The organism is Brevibacterium sp. 91QC2O2 (genome assembly GCF_024580695.1).
Lineage (GTDB): Bacteria > Actinomycetota > Actinomycetes > Actinomycetales > Brevibacteriaceae > Brevibacterium > Brevibacterium moorei.
On the sequence record NZ_JANIJY010000016.1, the window covers coordinates 36,578 to 50,984 of the forward strand.

12 protein-coding genes are annotated in these 14,407 nt (G+C 68.8%); all 12 read left to right on the plus strand.

Annotation, left to right across the window (positions count from 1 at the left end; translation table 11 throughout):
• Window positions 1–103: 103 nt before the first annotated feature.
• Window positions 104–1,507, plus strand: a complete 1,404-nt coding sequence (locus tag NQ036_RS11180; RefSeq protein WP_257059030.1) for a solute carrier family 23 protein — start codon at window positions 104–106, stop codon at window positions 1,505–1,507.
• Window positions 1,508–1,667: 160 nt separating this feature from the next.
• Window positions 1,668–3,122 (plus strand): uracil-xanthine permease family protein, encoded by a 1,455-nt coding sequence (locus NQ036_RS11185; RefSeq protein ID WP_257049009.1) that lies wholly within the window; start codon window positions 1,668–1,670, stop codon window positions 3,120–3,122.
• A 33-nt stretch (window positions 3,123–3,155) separates the two neighbouring features.
• A complete protein-coding gene (locus tag NQ036_RS11190) occupies window positions 3,156–4,055 on the plus strand; it encodes a xanthine dehydrogenase family protein subunit M (RefSeq protein ID WP_257059031.1) in 900 nt (299 codons plus the stop codon).
• Window positions 4,052–4,624, plus strand: a complete 573-nt coding sequence (locus tag NQ036_RS11195) for a (2Fe-2S)-binding protein (RefSeq protein WP_257049011.1) — start codon at window positions 4,052–4,054, stop codon at window positions 4,622–4,624. Before NQ036_RS11190 ends, NQ036_RS11195 begins: the two co-directional genes overlap by 4 nt.
• Window positions 4,621–7,017 (plus strand): aerobic carbon-monoxide dehydrogenase large subunit, encoded by a 2,397-nt coding sequence (cutA, locus tag NQ036_RS11200; protein WP_257059033.1) that lies wholly within the window; start codon window positions 4,621–4,623, stop codon window positions 7,015–7,017. Before NQ036_RS11195 ends, cutA begins: the two co-directional genes overlap by 4 nt.
• A gap of 122 nt (window positions 7,018–7,139) precedes the next feature.
• Entirely contained in the window at window positions 7,140–7,847 is a 708-nt protein-coding gene (locus NQ036_RS11205) for a carbon monoxide dehydrogenase subunit G (protein ID WP_257059035.1), read from the plus strand.
• Window positions 7,844–9,337 carry an amidase family protein gene (locus tag NQ036_RS11210; RefSeq protein ID WP_257059037.1) on the plus strand — a complete coding sequence of 498 codons (1,494 nt, stop codon included), beginning with the start codon at window positions 7,844–7,846 and terminating at the stop codon, window positions 9,335–9,337. The genes NQ036_RS11205 and NQ036_RS11210 overlap by 4 nt, the downstream gene beginning before the upstream one ends.
• 9 nt (window positions 9,338–9,346) lie before the next feature.
• Window positions 9,347–10,672 carry a gephyrin-like molybdotransferase Glp gene (glp, locus tag NQ036_RS11215; RefSeq protein WP_257059039.1) on the plus strand — a complete coding sequence of 442 codons (1,326 nt, stop codon included), beginning with the start codon at window positions 9,347–9,349 and terminating at the stop codon, window positions 10,670–10,672.
• 14 nt (window positions 10,673–10,686) lie between these two features.
• Complete coding sequence (gene moaC, locus NQ036_RS11220) at window positions 10,687–11,163, plus strand: cyclic pyranopterin monophosphate synthase MoaC (protein ID WP_257059041.1); 477 nt, start codon at window positions 10,687–10,689, stop codon at window positions 11,161–11,163.
• A complete protein-coding gene (locus NQ036_RS11225; RefSeq protein WP_257049017.1) occupies window positions 11,150–11,563 on the plus strand; it encodes a molybdopterin-binding protein in 414 nt (137 codons plus the stop codon). The genes moaC and NQ036_RS11225 overlap by 14 nt, the downstream gene beginning before the upstream one ends.
• Before the next feature lie 206 nt (window positions 11,564–11,769).
• Window positions 11,770–12,558, plus strand: coding sequence for a molybdate ABC transporter substrate-binding protein (gene modA / locus NQ036_RS11230; protein WP_257049018.1), 789 nt, complete (start codon window positions 11,770–11,772; stop codon window positions 12,556–12,558).
• On the plus strand, window positions 12,555–14,243 hold the full coding sequence (locus tag NQ036_RS15710; RefSeq protein ID WP_373566591.1) for an ABC transporter permease: 1,689 nt from the start codon (window positions 12,555–12,557) through the stop codon (window positions 14,241–14,243). The genes modA and NQ036_RS15710 overlap by 4 nt, the downstream gene beginning before the upstream one ends.
• Window positions 14,244–14,407: the final 164 nt, after the last annotated feature.

A 14,407-nucleotide genomic window follows, 5' to 3' on the forward strand; every position in this document is an offset into this window, starting at 1 on the left:
CCGTCTTTGGCAGAATCTGTGGGTTCGGCAGTGGTTCACACCACATAGCCTGGGGTGTGAGACCTTCGTTCGATCAATGGTGATGAAGAACCCGGGAGCATTCGTGGCGATATTCGGTTGGACCGTCCATGGCGATGGCAAGCATGTGAAACAGGGTGAGGTCGTCAAGACCTATGAGCGCCTCACCTGGCCGCGGACCATCGGCTTCGGAGCGCAGCACGTGGTGGCGATGTTCGGCTCCACGTTCATCTTCCCCATCGTCATGGGGCTCAACCCGCAGCTGGCGGTGATGATGAGCGGGGTCGCCACCATCATCTTCCTGCTCATCGTCAAGGGCCGGATCCCCAGCTATCTGGGAACGTCCGCGGCCTTCGTCGGAGGCGTCGCGGCGGTCCACGCCCAGGGCGGGATGCCGCAGGAGGTGACCGGTGCGATCATGGTCGCCGGCATCGTCCTGGCCCTTGCCGGCGTCTTCATCCACCTGGTCGGCGCGCAGTTCCTGACCAAGGTCCTGCCGCCTGTGGTGGTGGGCGGGGTCGTCATGCTCATCGGTTTCAACCTGGCGCCCGTGGTGGCCAGGACCTACTGGCCCCAGGACCAGTGGATCGCCCTCATCGTCATGCTCTTCACCATCGTCATCGCCGTCGTGGCCAAGGGATTCCTGGGCCGGATGGCGGTCCTCCTGGGCCTGGTCTTCGGATACCTGCTGTCGTGGGTGTTCGACCGTGCGTTCGGCCAGATCACCTCCTTCAGCTCCTCCGCAGGAGAGGCGACGACGCACTGGCGGGTCGATTGGTCCTCCGTGTACGCGGCCGACTGGTTGGGGCTGCCCCCGATGACGGATGCCGCGGCCGGGGTCGTGGGCTTCCACCTGCCGGTCTTCAACGCGGCGGCGATCATCGTCATGCTGCCGGGGGTGATCGCCCTGGTGGCGGAGAACGTCGGACACGTCAAAGCGGTCGAGGAGATGATGGGGGAGCCGCTGGACAAGTACGTCGGGCGGGCGGTCGTCGGCGACGGGGTGGCGACGGCCGTCGTCACCATGGTCGGCGGTTCCCCGACGACGACCCATGCGGAGAACATCGGCGTGATGGCCGCGACCAGGGTCTACTCAACCGCCGCCTACTGGGCGGCGGCCGGTATCGCGATCCTCTTCGGGTTCTCCCCGAAGTTCGGCGCGCTCATCTCATCGGTGCCCGGCGGCGTGCTGGGCGGGATCATGGTCGTCCTGTACGGCATGATCGGGCTGCTGGGGGCCAAGATCTGGATCGAGAACAAGGTCGACTTCGCGCGGCCGGTCAATATGGTGCCGATCGCCGCGGGCGTCATCATCGCCATTGGCGATGTCAGCCTGAAGTTCTCGGAGACATTCACCCTGTCCGGGATTACCCTGGGCACCATCGTCGTGCTGGTGATGTACCACCTGGGCCGCTGGCTGACGGACCGGTCGGCCGGCAGGGCCGGTGCGGCCGCCGACCCCGGCGCCCGCAATGTTAAGCGCGAGTAAATGACCGCGCTCGTATGAGCAAACCTTGCCTGCGGACACCATTCGTCTTTGGCATATCTATCTGTGACCTGCGCCTCACGGCTGTCCTAGAGTGTGGGATACGGCGCGGCCTGTCAATAACGGAACCCCCACCTCGGCGCCACCGGCTAAGGAGCACAGCATGGCGATATTCGGTTGGAAACTACACGGCGACGGCAAGACGATCGCCCCCGGCGACGCGGTCGCCCCCAGTGAGCGACTGACGTGGCCGCGCACGATCGGACTGGGCTTCCAGCACGTGTTCGCGATGTTCGGCGCGACCTTCGTGTTCCCGGTCATCATGGGGCTGAACCCACAGCTGGCCGTGATGATGTCCGGCTTCGGCACGATCATCTTCCTGCTCATCGTCTCCGGGAAGGTCCCCAGCTACGTCGGCACCTCGGCCGCCTTCGTGGGCGGCACCGCCACGGTCACCGCCCAGGGTGGCAGCCCGGCACAGGTGACCGGCGCGATCCTGGTCTCCGGCGCCGTCCTGACCCTGGTGGGCGCCTTCATCCACTGGATCGGCGCCAGCGCCCTGACCCGGGTCCTGCCCGCGGTCGTCACCGGCGGCGTGGTCATGCTCATCGGCTTCAACCTCGCGCCCGTGGTGGCCAACACCTACTGGCCCCAGGACCAGTGGGTCGCCCTGCTGGTGATGGCGTTCATCATCCTGTTCTCCGTGTGCATCAAGGGATTCATCGGCAGGGTCGCGGTGTTCCTCGGCCTGATCTTCGGCTACCTGCTCTCCTGGCTGTTCGACACGGTGTTCGGCAAGATCACCTCCTTCGACGCGGGCGCCGGCGAGGTCACCGAGCACTTCCGCATCGACTGGTCCGGCGTGCAGTCCGCGCCCTGGATCGGCCTGCCCCCGGTATCGGATGAGGCGGCCGGCGTGGTGGGCCTCCACCTCCCCGAATTCAACGCCGCCGCCATCGTCGTCATGCTGCCGGCGATCATCGCCCTGGTCGCGGAGAACGTCGGCCACGTCAAGGCGGTCGAGGAGATGACCGGCGAGAAGCTGGACAAGTACACCGGCCGAGCGGTGATGGGCGACGGCGTGGCCACCATGGTGGCCACCGGCGTCGGCGGTTCGCCCACCACCACCTACGCGGAGAACATCGGCGTGATGGCCGCGACCAAGGTCTACTCCACCGCCGCCTACTGGGTGGCCGCGATCGTGGCGATCGTCTTCGGGCTCTCCCCGAAGTTCGGCGCGCTCATCGCGTCCGTGCCCGGCGGTGTGCTGGGCGGGATCACCGTCGTGCTCTACGGCATGATCGGCATGCTGGGCGCGAAGATCTGGATCGAGAACAAGGTCGACTTCTCCAGCCCGCTCAACATGGTCCCAGTGGCCGCCGGCATCATCATCGCAATCGGCGACGTCAGCCTGAAGTTCAGCGAATCGTTCACGCTCTCGGGCATCGCCCTTGGCACCCTTGTGATGCTGGTCATGTACCATGTGGCGCGCTGGCTGGCGCCCAAGGACATCAGGGAGGCGGCCGAGTCCGATGTCGGTGGAACCGCCATCAGCGTCGGCTCGAAGGGCCTGGAGGAACGGGTTTCCGAGGAACTCCGGCAGGATCGGAAACACTGAAGGAAGAAGTCGACGAGGCAAGTGATATAAGGAATGAAGCCGTCCCCATTTACCATCCATCGGCCCACGAGCGTGGAACAGACCCTGGAACTGCTGAGCGAGTTCGGCGCCCACGGCAAGATCATCGCCGGCGGCCAGAGCCTGGTCCCCGTGCTCAATATGCGGCTCGCGGCACCCGAACACCTCATCGACATCACCGCGGTCAGCGGACTGTCCGACATCGTCGTGCACGATGGCGACGTCGAGGTGGGAGCCCTGGTCAGCCATGCCCGGCTGGAACACGATGAGCGCGCCCACGCCGCACAGCCCGTGCTGCGGGCGGCTCTGAAGTGCGTGGCCCACCCCGCGATTCGCAACCGGGGGACCACGGTGGGCTCCCTGGCCCACGCCGACCCCAACGGGGAGATGCCGATGATCCTGGCGCTGACCGGCGGGCACGTCGACGTGGTGAGCAGCAGGGGGACGCGCAGCCTGGAGGCCGCCGAACTCAATGTGGGCCCGTTGGAGACCTGTTTGGAATCCGATGAGCTCATCGTCAAGGCGGTGTTCGGCGGTCTGGCCCCCGGCCAGTCGGCGGACTTCGCCGAACTCACCAGGCGCACCGGCGACTACGCCCTGGCCGGGGTCGGCATGGTCCTGAGCGCCGATCCGGACACCGGCGAGTTGACCGGGCTGCGGGCGGGCTTCGTGTCCGTGACCGACCTGCCCGACATCCTGGACCTGGGCGGTGTCGTGGCCGGGACCCAGCGGGCCGAGGCCGCCGCCCTGGTGCCCGCGATCGCACAGGCGGTCGAGGAGTTCGTCGATCCGGTGGGCGACATCCATGCCACTGCGGACTATCGGCGCCACCTGGCCGGGGTGATGGCCGGTCGGGTTTTCACAGGACTGATCTCCGGGGCCGTCCCCGGAAGGGAAACGGAGGAGGCGGCATGAGCGCCGAAACGCTGAACAGGATCCGACTGACCGTCAACGGCGTCGATCACGATCTGGACGTCCCCGACCGCAAACTGCTCTCCGATGTGCTGCGCCAGGACCTGGAGCTGACCGGCACCCATGTGGGGTGCGAACACGGGGTGTGCGGGGCCTGCACGGTCCAATTCGACGGGGTTCCCGTGCGCTCGTGCCTGGTCTTCGCGGCCAGCGCACAGGGCCACGAGGTGACCACGGTCGAGGGCATCGGCAACGATCCTGAGCACCCCTCGCCCGTGCAGCAGGCCTTCATCGACTGCCACGGCCTGCAGTGCGGATTCTGCACGCCGGGCTTCATCACCACCATCGACGCCTTCATCAAGGACAACCCCCACCCAACGGAGGAGGAGTCCCGCGAGGTCGTCTCCGGCAATCTGTGCCGGTGCACCGGCTACCAGAACATCGTCAAGGCGGTGCAGCGCGCCGCCGAACTGCAGGAACAGGACAAGGCCCTGGCCGCGGGTTCCAGCGCGCCGTCCGGGAGCGGCGGCTGTTGCGGCGGGGGCTGCTGCGGGGAGGGAAGCGCCGAATGACCACCAGGATGTTCGGGCAGAAGATCAAGCGCCGCGAGGACCCGCGCCTGGTCACCGGGAACGGCCGCTACGTCGACGATTTGGGCGCCGGCGCCCTGGTCGCGGCCTTCGTCCGCAGCCCCCACGCGCACGCGAATATCGTCGACATCGATGTCACCGACGCCATCGACGTCGACGGGGTCGTGGCGATCTGGACCCACGAGGACCTGCCGGGCGATGCTGCGGAACGCCTGCCCATGCTGCTGCCCCACCCCTCCATCGTCAATCCCATGACCGGGTACGCCCTGGCCCGCGATCACGTGAACTTCGTGGGCGAGCCGGTGGCGATGGTCGTGGCGGAGAACCGCTATATCGCCGAGGACGCGGCCGGGCGGATCTCGGTCGACTACGAATTCCTGCCCCCGGTGGTGGGAGTCGACCAGGCCCGTGCGGCGCAGACCGCTGTGCACGAGGGCATCGAGGACAATGTCGCGGCCCACTACCAGCAGACCGTCGGCGATGCACCCGGTGCCATCGCCTCGGCCCCGCACAGCCTGGAGCTGGAACTGGAGGTGTCCCGTTCGGCCTGCATGCCGATGGAGGGCAAGGGCGTGGTCGCCAAATGGAACACCGAGGACGGCACCCTGCTGCTGCACTCCTCGACCCAGACGGCATCGGGCCTGCGCGCGGCGATCGCCGCGAAGCTGGGCCTGCCGCTGACCAAGGTCGAGGTCGTCGCCCCCGACATCGGCGGCGGCTTCGGCGTGAAGATCAACCACCCGTGGCCGGAGGAGCTGGCCTGTGCCTGCGCCGCGCGCGCCCTGGGCACGACCGTGAAATGGACCGAGGACAGGCGCGAGCACTTCGTATCATCGGCCCATGAGCGCGGCCAGATCCAGGAAGTCCACGTGGGCTTCGACGACGAGGGCCGGATCCTGGGCCTGGACGTGAAGTTCTGGCACGACAACGGCGCCTATCTGCCCTATGGCGTGATCGTCCCGCTCAACACCTCCACCCACATCATGGGTCCCTACGACATCGCGAACTTCAACGTCGAATGGTGGTCGCTCTACACCAACTGCGTGATCGTCACCCCCTATCGCGGGGCCGGGCGCGTGCACGCGACCTTCATGATGGAGCGCACGATGGACGCGATCGCCGATGAGCTGGGCCTGGACCGGGCACAGGTGCGGTTGAACAACTTCGTGCGCGAATTCCCGCACCCCATGGGCGTGGTGATGCAGGACGGCGCCGAGGGCTGCCTGGACTCCGGGGACTTCCTGACCTCGCTGGACAAGCTCAAGGCACTGGTCGGCTGGGACGAATTCGAGGACTACCGGAACCGGGCCAGGGCCGAGGGCCGCCACGTGGGCATCGGAATGGGCGCCTATGTGGAGAGCACGGGCGCCGGGCCCTATGAGGGCGGCCATATCGAGATCGAATCCTCCGGCCGGGTCAATGTGTGGACCGGCCTGACCACCCAGGGACAGGCGCACGCCACCGTGTTCGCCCAGATCGTCGCCGATGAACTGGGCGTGCCGATCGACACCGTCCACGTCACCACGGGCGACACCAGGAAGATGCCCTACTCCGTGGGCACCTGGGGTTCGCGCGGCGGGGTGATGGCGGGCAACGCCCTGCACGTGACGGCGAAGAAGGTCAAGGCCAAGGCGCTGAAGATCGCCGGGGACCTGTTGGAGGTGTCCCCGGAGGACCTGGAGATCGTCGACGGCACGGTCCAGGTCAAGGGGGACCCGTCGGCCTCGATGCCGCTGGCCTCCGTGGCGGTGCTGTCCAATCCGCTGCGCTACGCCTTCGACGAGAGCGCCAAACAGGCGACCCAGTTCGCCAAGCCCGCCGATCCGAACACCCCGCCGATCAAGCCGGGGGAGGAGCCGGGCCTGGAGGAACAGGACTACTTCTCGCCCCTGCGCTCGACCGTGGCCAACGGCATGCACGCCGCGATCGTGGAGACGGATCCGGAGACGGCCGACATCACGATCCTCAAGTACTGCGTGGTCCACGACTGCGGCCCGATGATCAACCCGATGGTCGTCGAGGGCCAGGTGCACGGCGGAGTGGCCCAGGGAGTGGGCGGGGCGCTGTACGAGAAGATGGCCTACGACGCCGACGGCCAGCTGCTCAACGCATCGTTCATGGACTTCCTCATGCCCTTCGCATCGGAGGTCCCGAAGGTCGAGACGGACCATCTGGAGACCCCGAGCCCGCTCAACCCCCTGGGGATCAAGGGCGCGGGCGAAGCGGGGGCGATCCCCGTGGTCTCCGTCATCGCCTCGGCCATCGAGGACGCCGAGGGCTTCGAGATCCGCAGCATGCCCATCGACCCGTCGACCCTGTGGGAGCTGCGCCGGAAGCACGCGGCCGGCGCCGTTCCCAGTCTGCATCGGGCCTGAGCGCCGGGGCCACGCGCTCCGGCTGCGGCGCTCCGGCGCGGCTCCCACAGCCCGGCTCCCGCAGTCCTCACCGCACCATCACCGTATCGATCACCGCTTAGAGCACAGAAGGAAATCACACCATGGAGATCACCGCCACTGCCCATATGGAAGCCGATCCGCAGACCGCCTGGGATGCGTTCCACGCGGAGTGGGTGCTGGCGCGCACGATCCCCGGCGTGGAGTCGCTGACCCCCGCCGGCCCCGGAGCCTATGACGTTGTCATGACCATGGGGGTCGCGGCGATCAAGGGCACCTACAAGGGCTCGGTCGGCTTCTCCCAGGAGAAGGAGCCGGAGTCCTTCGTGATGTCCGCCAAGGGCCAGGGCGGCCCCGGCACGATCGGCGCGGACGTCACCGTGCAGATGGCCCCCGGCGCACAGGGCGGCACCGACATCACCTGGAGCGCCGACGCGGTCCTGGGCGGGGCGATCGGCGGAGTGGGCCAGCGAATGCTCACCGGGGTGGCCAAGCGGATCGCGGCCAAGTTCTTCAAGGACATCGACCAGGCGATCAAGGACGGCCCCGATGCCGGCAAAGCCGCGCCCGGAGCCGAGGCCGCCGGCGCGGACGGTGCCGCAACCGCCGCAGCCGCCTCCGGCGGCGAGGCCGGTGTCGCCGCGGGACAACCCGCAGCGCCCGCGGGAGCCGTGCCCGCCCCGCTCGGCGCCTATCCCGTTGCCGCGGCACCCGCGCGCGGCGGAATGAACGAGTTCTTCGCGGGCGCCGTGGTGGGCGCCGGCGCCGCACTGCTGGGCACGTGCATCGGCATCCTGGCCGGCCGGAAGTGACGTCCGAACTGGACTACCTGTCCCTGCGCGAACTGGCGTGCGGATTGCGCTCCGGCGACGTGCGCGCCGGTGAGGCGATGGAGGCCCACCTGGACCGGATCGCCGAGGTCAACCCCGTGCTGGGCGCGGTGGTGACCGTGGACGCCGAAGGGTCGATGGCCTCGGCCAGGGCGGCCGAGGCCCGCCTGAACATCGCGCGGCGGCGCGGCGACACCACCGGGCTGCCGTCCCTGCTGGGCGTGCCGATGACGCACAAGGACACGCACGATACCGCGGGAATGCGCACCACCTACGGCTCGCCGATCTTCGCGGAGAACGTGCCCCGGCGCGATGCGCTGATCGTCGCGCGCCTGCACGCGGCCGGAGTGATCGGCACGGGCAAGTCGAATGTCCCGGAATTCGCCTGCGGGGCCCACACCTTCAATCCGCTCTTCGGCACCACCGTCAACCCCTATGACCCGAGCCGGTCAGCGGCCGGCTCCTCCGGCGGCGCGGCGGCCGCGATCGCCGCGGGCGTGCAGGCCGCGGGCGACGGTTCCGATACCGGCGGCTCCCTGCGGATGCCCGCCTCGTTCAACAATCTGGTGGGGCTGCGGCCGTCCAACGGCTGGATCCCGCACACCCTGCCCGGCAATCCCTGGGAGTGGCTGAGTCAGGCGGGCTTCATGGCGCGCACGGTCGGCGACGTCGCCTGGCTGATGGACCTGGTGTCCGGACCGGACCCGCGGGCGGCGACGGACCGCCACGAACCGGGCCGATTCGACCTGCCCGAGTACACCCAGCCGGACTTCCAACCGGATCTTGGGGGACGGCGGATCGGGTTCGCCCCCGATCTGGGCGGCCTGCTGGAGGTCGACGCCGAGGTCGCCGCCGTTGTGGGAACCGCTGCCGAGGTGTTCGCCGGGCTGGGCGCTGACCTGGACGGGACGGTCCCCGACCTGTCGTGCGCCGGCGAGGTGTTCGCTGTGGCCCGCGCCTTCGAGTTCGGCCTCAATTACGGGCACCTGCTGGCCGAGCACGCCGATCAGATGAAGCCGGCGCTGCGGGGGAACATCAGGGCCGGGCTCGAATTGGGCCCCGAACGGATCTTCGCGGCGATCCACGCCAGGGGCCGCCTCTGGGCGGCCGTGCAGGATTACTTCGCCGACCATGCCGCGCTGGTGACCGTGACCAGCCAGGTGCTGCCCTTCGACGCGGAACTGGAATTCCCAGCCGAACTGGCCGGGCATCCGGTGCGGGACTATCTGTCCTGGATGGACGCGACCACGTTGATCTCGGCCACGGGCTGTCCCGCGGTGAGTGTGCCCGCCGGGTTCAGCGCCTCCGGTCTGCCGGTGGGCCTGCAGATCATCGGCGCGCCGGGGGATGACGCGGGCGTCCTGCAGATCGCCCACGCCTTCGAAGTCGCGACCGGCTACGGGATGCGCCGGCCAGGGCCGCTACCCGGCCCGTCGGCGCACAGGCTGCCCGGCGGCGGGCCGGCCGCATAGAATCGAGCCATGCCACAGACCCCTGCCCCCGCCCTGCGCGTCGAGGAGTACCGAGCCCGGATCTGGGATCTGGTGCACGTCCTGCGCCGGGTCGAAACCGTGTCGATCGCCGATCTGGCCGCCGCTCCCACCCCCGTGGTGCTGGCCCATGATGTGCACAGTCCGCTGGCTGTCCCGCCGTTCGACAATTCCCAGATGGACGGTTTCGCGGTGGACAGCTCCTTCGCCGGCGGGGCCCAGTCGGGCGCAGGGCCCGCCGGCGGGGTGGCGGAGTTGCCGCTCATGCCGATGGTCACCGCGGGCAGCCCGCCCCCGGCCCTGGAACCCGGATATGCGATGCCCGTGATGACGGGCGGGCGCATCCCCGCCGGGGCGGACTGTGTGGTGCCGGTGGAGGAGACGGAAGCAGGCTTCGCACACCGGGAGAGCGTGCGCCTGCGGGCCGATGCGCAGCTGAGCCCGGGGCGATTCGTGCGCACGGCGGGCAGCGACACGGCCCCGGGCGCGTTGATCGCCACCGCGGGAACGGTCCTCACGCCCGCCCTGCTGGGCGTGCTGGCCAGCGTGGGCCTGGCCGAGGTGCCCGTCCTGGCGCCTGTGCGCATCGCCCTGGTCTCCACCGGCGACGAGGTCGTGGCGCCCGGGCAGGAGCGGGGCCCGGCCCAGATCTACGATGCGAACTCCTTCGCCGCGACCGCCGCACTGAACGCCGCGGGCGCCACGGTCGTCCACGTGCTGCGGGTGCCAGACGACCCGCGCCTGCTCTTGGACCGGATCGCCGCCATCCGGGCAGACGTCGACCTGGTGGTCTCGATGGGCGGGATCTCCAAGGGAGCCAAGGAAGTGCTCCGGCTGGCCGCGGACCTGGAGGCCGAGCGAGCGGGTGAGCAGGCCGCGGGCGCGGAGCCGGCGGGTGCGGAACCTGCCGAGTGCGGCGAGCTGACATTCGCCTCGGTCGCCATGCAGCCGGGCGGACCCCAGGGCTGTGGCCGACTGGCCGGACTGCCGTGGATCGCCGCCCCCGGCAACCCCGTGTCCACCCTCATCACCATCGAGATGTTCATCCGACCCGCACTCCTGGGCATCGCCCCCGGCATCGCGCCCCGGCCGCGCACCCGGGCACGGTTGAATGCGGAGTCCGGCGAGGCCTCGCCGGCGGCGAAGACCCAGGTGCGCCGGGCGCTGCTGTGCGAGGACGGCACCGTCACCCTGCAGGGCGGGCCGTCCTCGCACCTGCTGGCGGCCTATGCGCGGGCCGATGCGCTGGCCATCATCCCGCTGGGCGTCGACCGGGTGGAGCCCGGAGAGGAACTGGACGTGTGGAGGATCGGATGAGTGAGGACGGGGCAATGAACCTGTCGCATATCGACGAACAGGGCAGGGCGCAGATGGTCGACGTGTCCGCGAAGGCACAGACCAAGCGGGTGGCGCTGGCTACAGGAACCGTGCAGACCACGCGGGAGGTCATCGAGCTGATCTCCTCGGGCGGCCTGCCCAAGGGCGAAGCACTGCAGGTGGCCAGGGTCGCGGGCATCATGGGGGCCAAGCGGACCCCCGAACTCATCCCGCTGTGCCACACCCTGCTGCTCTCCGGAGTCGAGGTCGAATTCGAGCTGGCGGAATCCGCCGTCCACATCAGCGCGCGCGTCAAGACCTCCGGGCAGACCGGGGTGGAGATGGAGGCGCTGACCGCCGTCAGCGTGGCGGCCCTGACCGTGTTCGACATGATCAAGGCGGTGGACAAGGCCGCGGTGCTCACCGACATCCGCGTCGAGCACAAGTCCGGCGGCAAGTCGGGGGAGTGGGTGCGCGATGAGCGGAACTGACGGGCCCTGTTATCGGATCGCACAGGCGGCCGACCTGCTGGGCGTCAGCCCCGATACCGTGCGGCGCTGGATCGCCGCGGGGCGCCTGCCGGACGGCAGCGACGAATCGGGGCGGACCGTGGTCGACGGTGCCGGTCTGGCCCAGCTGGCCCAGGAGCTGAGCACCGCTCCCGAGGGCGTGCACCAGTCCGCGAGTTCGGCCAGGAACCGTTTCGTGGGCCTGGTGACGGGGATCAAGAAGGACACCGTGATGGCCCAGGTGGACATCCAGGCGGGCCCACACCGGGTGGTCTCCCTGATCTCCCGCGAGGCCCTGGACGATCTGGGCCTACAGCTGGGATCTTTGGCAGTCGCCACCGTGAAGGCGACGAATGTCATCGTGGAGAGTCCTGAAAGTTAAGGCCCCGATTCGGCAAGTGCTCATAGAATCCCAGAACTGTCGCCGCAGGTGCGTTCCTGGAGCCGTGATCGAAGACGCATGTGCGAAACTTGATTCCGACTTCTCCCATCGCTGTGCCAGATGAACGCCGCCAGTGCGGCGTCCTTCGGCCACCGGCGGGAACACTCGATCGGTCCCCACCCGGGACGAACGTAAGGAAGACGGACATGCGATTCAACGGCAAGCGGACTGCGGGCCTGCTGGCGGGACTCGCGGCAGCGGGACTGTTGCTGAGCGCCTGCGGGCAGGGGACCTCGGACGCCAAGGACGGAAATGGTGAGGAGAAGACCCTGACGGTCTTCGCCGCCGCCAGCCTGACCCAGACCTTCGACGAACTGGGCAAGACCTTCGAGGGCGAGCACCCCGGCGTGAAGGTCCGCTTCAGCTATGCGGGCTCCTCCGAACTGGTCACCCAGATCCAGGAGGGCGCGCCGGCCGATGTGTTCGCCTCCGCGGACGAGAAGAACATGCAGAAGGCCACCGATGCCAAGCTGATGGACGGTACCCCGGTGCCTTTCGCCACGAATGTGCTGACGATCGCCACCGCACCTGACAACCCGAAGAAGATCACGGGGTTCAAGGACCTGACGAAGGACGGCACGAGCGTCGTGGTGTGCGCCGAGGGAGTGCCGTGCGGCAACGCCACCAAGACGGTGGAGGACAAGACCGGGGTGAAGCTCAAGCCCGTGAGTGAGGAATCCAAGGTCACCGATGTGCTGGGCAAGGTCCAGTCCGGTCAGGCCGATGCCGGGCTGGTCTACGTGACCGACGCCAAGGGCGCAGGGGACAAGGTCACCGCCGTGGACTTCCCCGAATCCGACCAGGCCGTCAACACCTACCCGATCGGCGTCGTGAAAGACGCCAAGCAGGCCGACCTGGCCCGCGAATTCCAGGACATGGTCACCGGCGAACAGGGCCAGAAGGTCCTCGGCGAAGCGGGCTTCGGCAAGCCGTGAGGTCTGAGCCGGGGGCAGGCGGACGTGGACCGGCGGGGGTTCCCCTGCCGCGCTGGCTGTGGGTGCCGGCCGGGCTCGCCGCCCTGCTCGTGCTCCTGCCCCTGGCCGGCCTGCTCAGCCGAGTCGACTACACCCACTTCTGGTCGCTGGTGACCAGCGAGTCGGCGCTCACCGCGCTGCGCCTGTCACTGCTCACCGCCACGGTCGCGACCCTCATCTGCCTGCTGCTGGGGGTGCCCTTGGCACTGGTCTTCGCCCGGACGAGGTTTCCCGGACGGTCCGTCCTGCGCTCGCTGACGCTGCTGCCGCTGGTACTGCCGCCCGTGGTCGGCGGTATCGCCCTGCTCTTCACCTTCGGGCGGATGGGCCTGGTCGGACGGCAGCTGGAAGCCGTGGGCATCCACATCGCATTCTCGACCGTGGCGGTGATCCTGGCGCAGGCATTCGTCGCCCTGCCCTTCATGGTGATGACCGTCGAGGGGGCGCTCAACAGTCTGGACAGCCGGTTCGAACTGGCGGCCCTGGCCCTGGGTGCCAAGCCGGGATACGTGCTGCGCCGCGTCACCCTGCCCGTGCTGGGGCCGGCGCTGGTGTCGGGGACGGTGCTGTGCTTCGCCCGGGCGCTGGGGGAGTTCGGCGCTACCGTGACCTTCGCCGGGTCCCTGCAGGGCACCACCAGGACCCTGCCCCTGGAGATCTACCTGACCCGGGAGACGGATTCGGATGCGGCGGTGGCCATGTCGATGATGCTGGTCGTCATCGCGATGGTCATTGTCGTGGGGACCTACGGATGGGCGGATCATCGGAGGCGCGGTGGGACCGCCGGCAGCGGGGCCGTCGGTGGTAGGGCCAGCGGTGGTAGCGCCCGAGCAAGTGGGTCTGGAACGAGTGGGGCATCCGGGAAATCCGGCCGGGGCACTGGCGGGGAACCCGTTGCTGCCGGTGCAGGCGAGGAGTCGGGTTCTGCCGGTGCCGGCCTGGAATGCGACTTCGACCTGCCCAGCCGGAGCCTGGACGTGTCGTTCATCGTTCCCGCTGGGGTGACCTGTGCCCTGATCGGGCCCAATGGTTCGGGCAAGTCCACCACCCTGGATGTGCTCTCGGGCCTGGTGCGCCCGCGAGCCGTGCGGATTCGATTGGGCTCGGAGCTGCTGACCGACGTCAGTGCCGGACGTGGGGTGACGGCGGCGCCGTGGAAACGACTCATCGTGCAGCTGAGCCAGAAGCCCTGGTTGTTCCCGCACCTGAACGTGTTGGACAATGCGGCTTTCGGGCTGCGCGCCAGGGGGCTGGGCAAACGGGAGGCCAGGAACAGGGCGTTCGACCTGTTGGACCGTGTGGGAGCGGCCGAACTGGCGGGCCGCCGGCCCATGCAGTTGTCCGGTGGACAGGCCCAGCGGGTGGCCATTGCCCGGGCCCTGGCCGTGCGCCCGGAGCTGGTGCTGCTGGATGAGCCCCTGGCCGCGCTGGATACGGAATCGCAGGAGACGATCCGCGTCCTGTTGCGTGAACTCCTGGCGGGGACGAGCACAGTGCTGGTCACCCACGACCAACGGGATCTGGACTTGGCCGACCGGGTGCTGGTGATGGATGCGGGCCGAATCGTCCAAGACGCTCCGCTGCAGGACTTCCAGGCGGCCCCCGCAACGGAATTCGCCGCCCGCTTCGTCACCCGAACGGTGTGAACCTCGGGGCCTGTGCGGGGTGGGGCGGACTGAGTTCCACACCAGTGCAGCGCAAGAGGAACCCTGACGCATGACAAGCGCAGATTCACATCGCGTGCGGGTATGTCCGCACGCGATGTGAATCTGCGCTTGCGATGCCGACCGACCGGGATCGCGGGATCCCG

Bases quoted from the DNA above. Each gene is read 5' to 3' on its own strand.
- NQ036_RS11185 (WP_257049009.1), top strand. From the start codon at position 1,668: ATGGCGATATTCGGTTGGAAACTACACGGCGACGGCAAGACGATCGCC.
- NQ036_RS11190 (WP_257059031.1), top strand. From the start codon at position 3,156: ATGAAGCCGTCCCCATTTACCATCCATCGGCCCACGAGCGTGGAACAG.
- NQ036_RS11195 (WP_257049011.1), top strand. From the start codon at position 4,052: ATGAGCGCCGAAACGCTGAACAGGATCCGACTGACCGTCAACGGCGTC.
- cutA (WP_257059033.1), top strand. From the start codon at position 4,621: ATGACCACCAGGATGTTCGGGCAGAAGATCAAGCGCCGCGAGGACCCG.
- NQ036_RS11205 (WP_257059035.1), top strand. From the start codon at position 7,140: ATGGAGATCACCGCCACTGCCCATATGGAAGCCGATCCGCAGACCGCC.
- glp (WP_257059039.1), top strand. From the start codon at position 9,347: ATGCCACAGACCCCTGCCCCCGCCCTGCGCGTCGAGGAGTACCGAGCC.
- moaC (WP_257059041.1), top strand. From the start codon at position 10,687: ATGAACCTGTCGCATATCGACGAACAGGGCAGGGCGCAGATGGTCGAC.
- NQ036_RS11225 (WP_257049017.1), top strand. From the start codon at position 11,150: ATGAGCGGAACTGACGGGCCCTGTTATCGGATCGCACAGGCGGCCGAC.
- modA (WP_257049018.1), top strand. From the start codon at position 11,770: ATGCGATTCAACGGCAAGCGGACTGCGGGCCTGCTGGCGGGACTCGCG.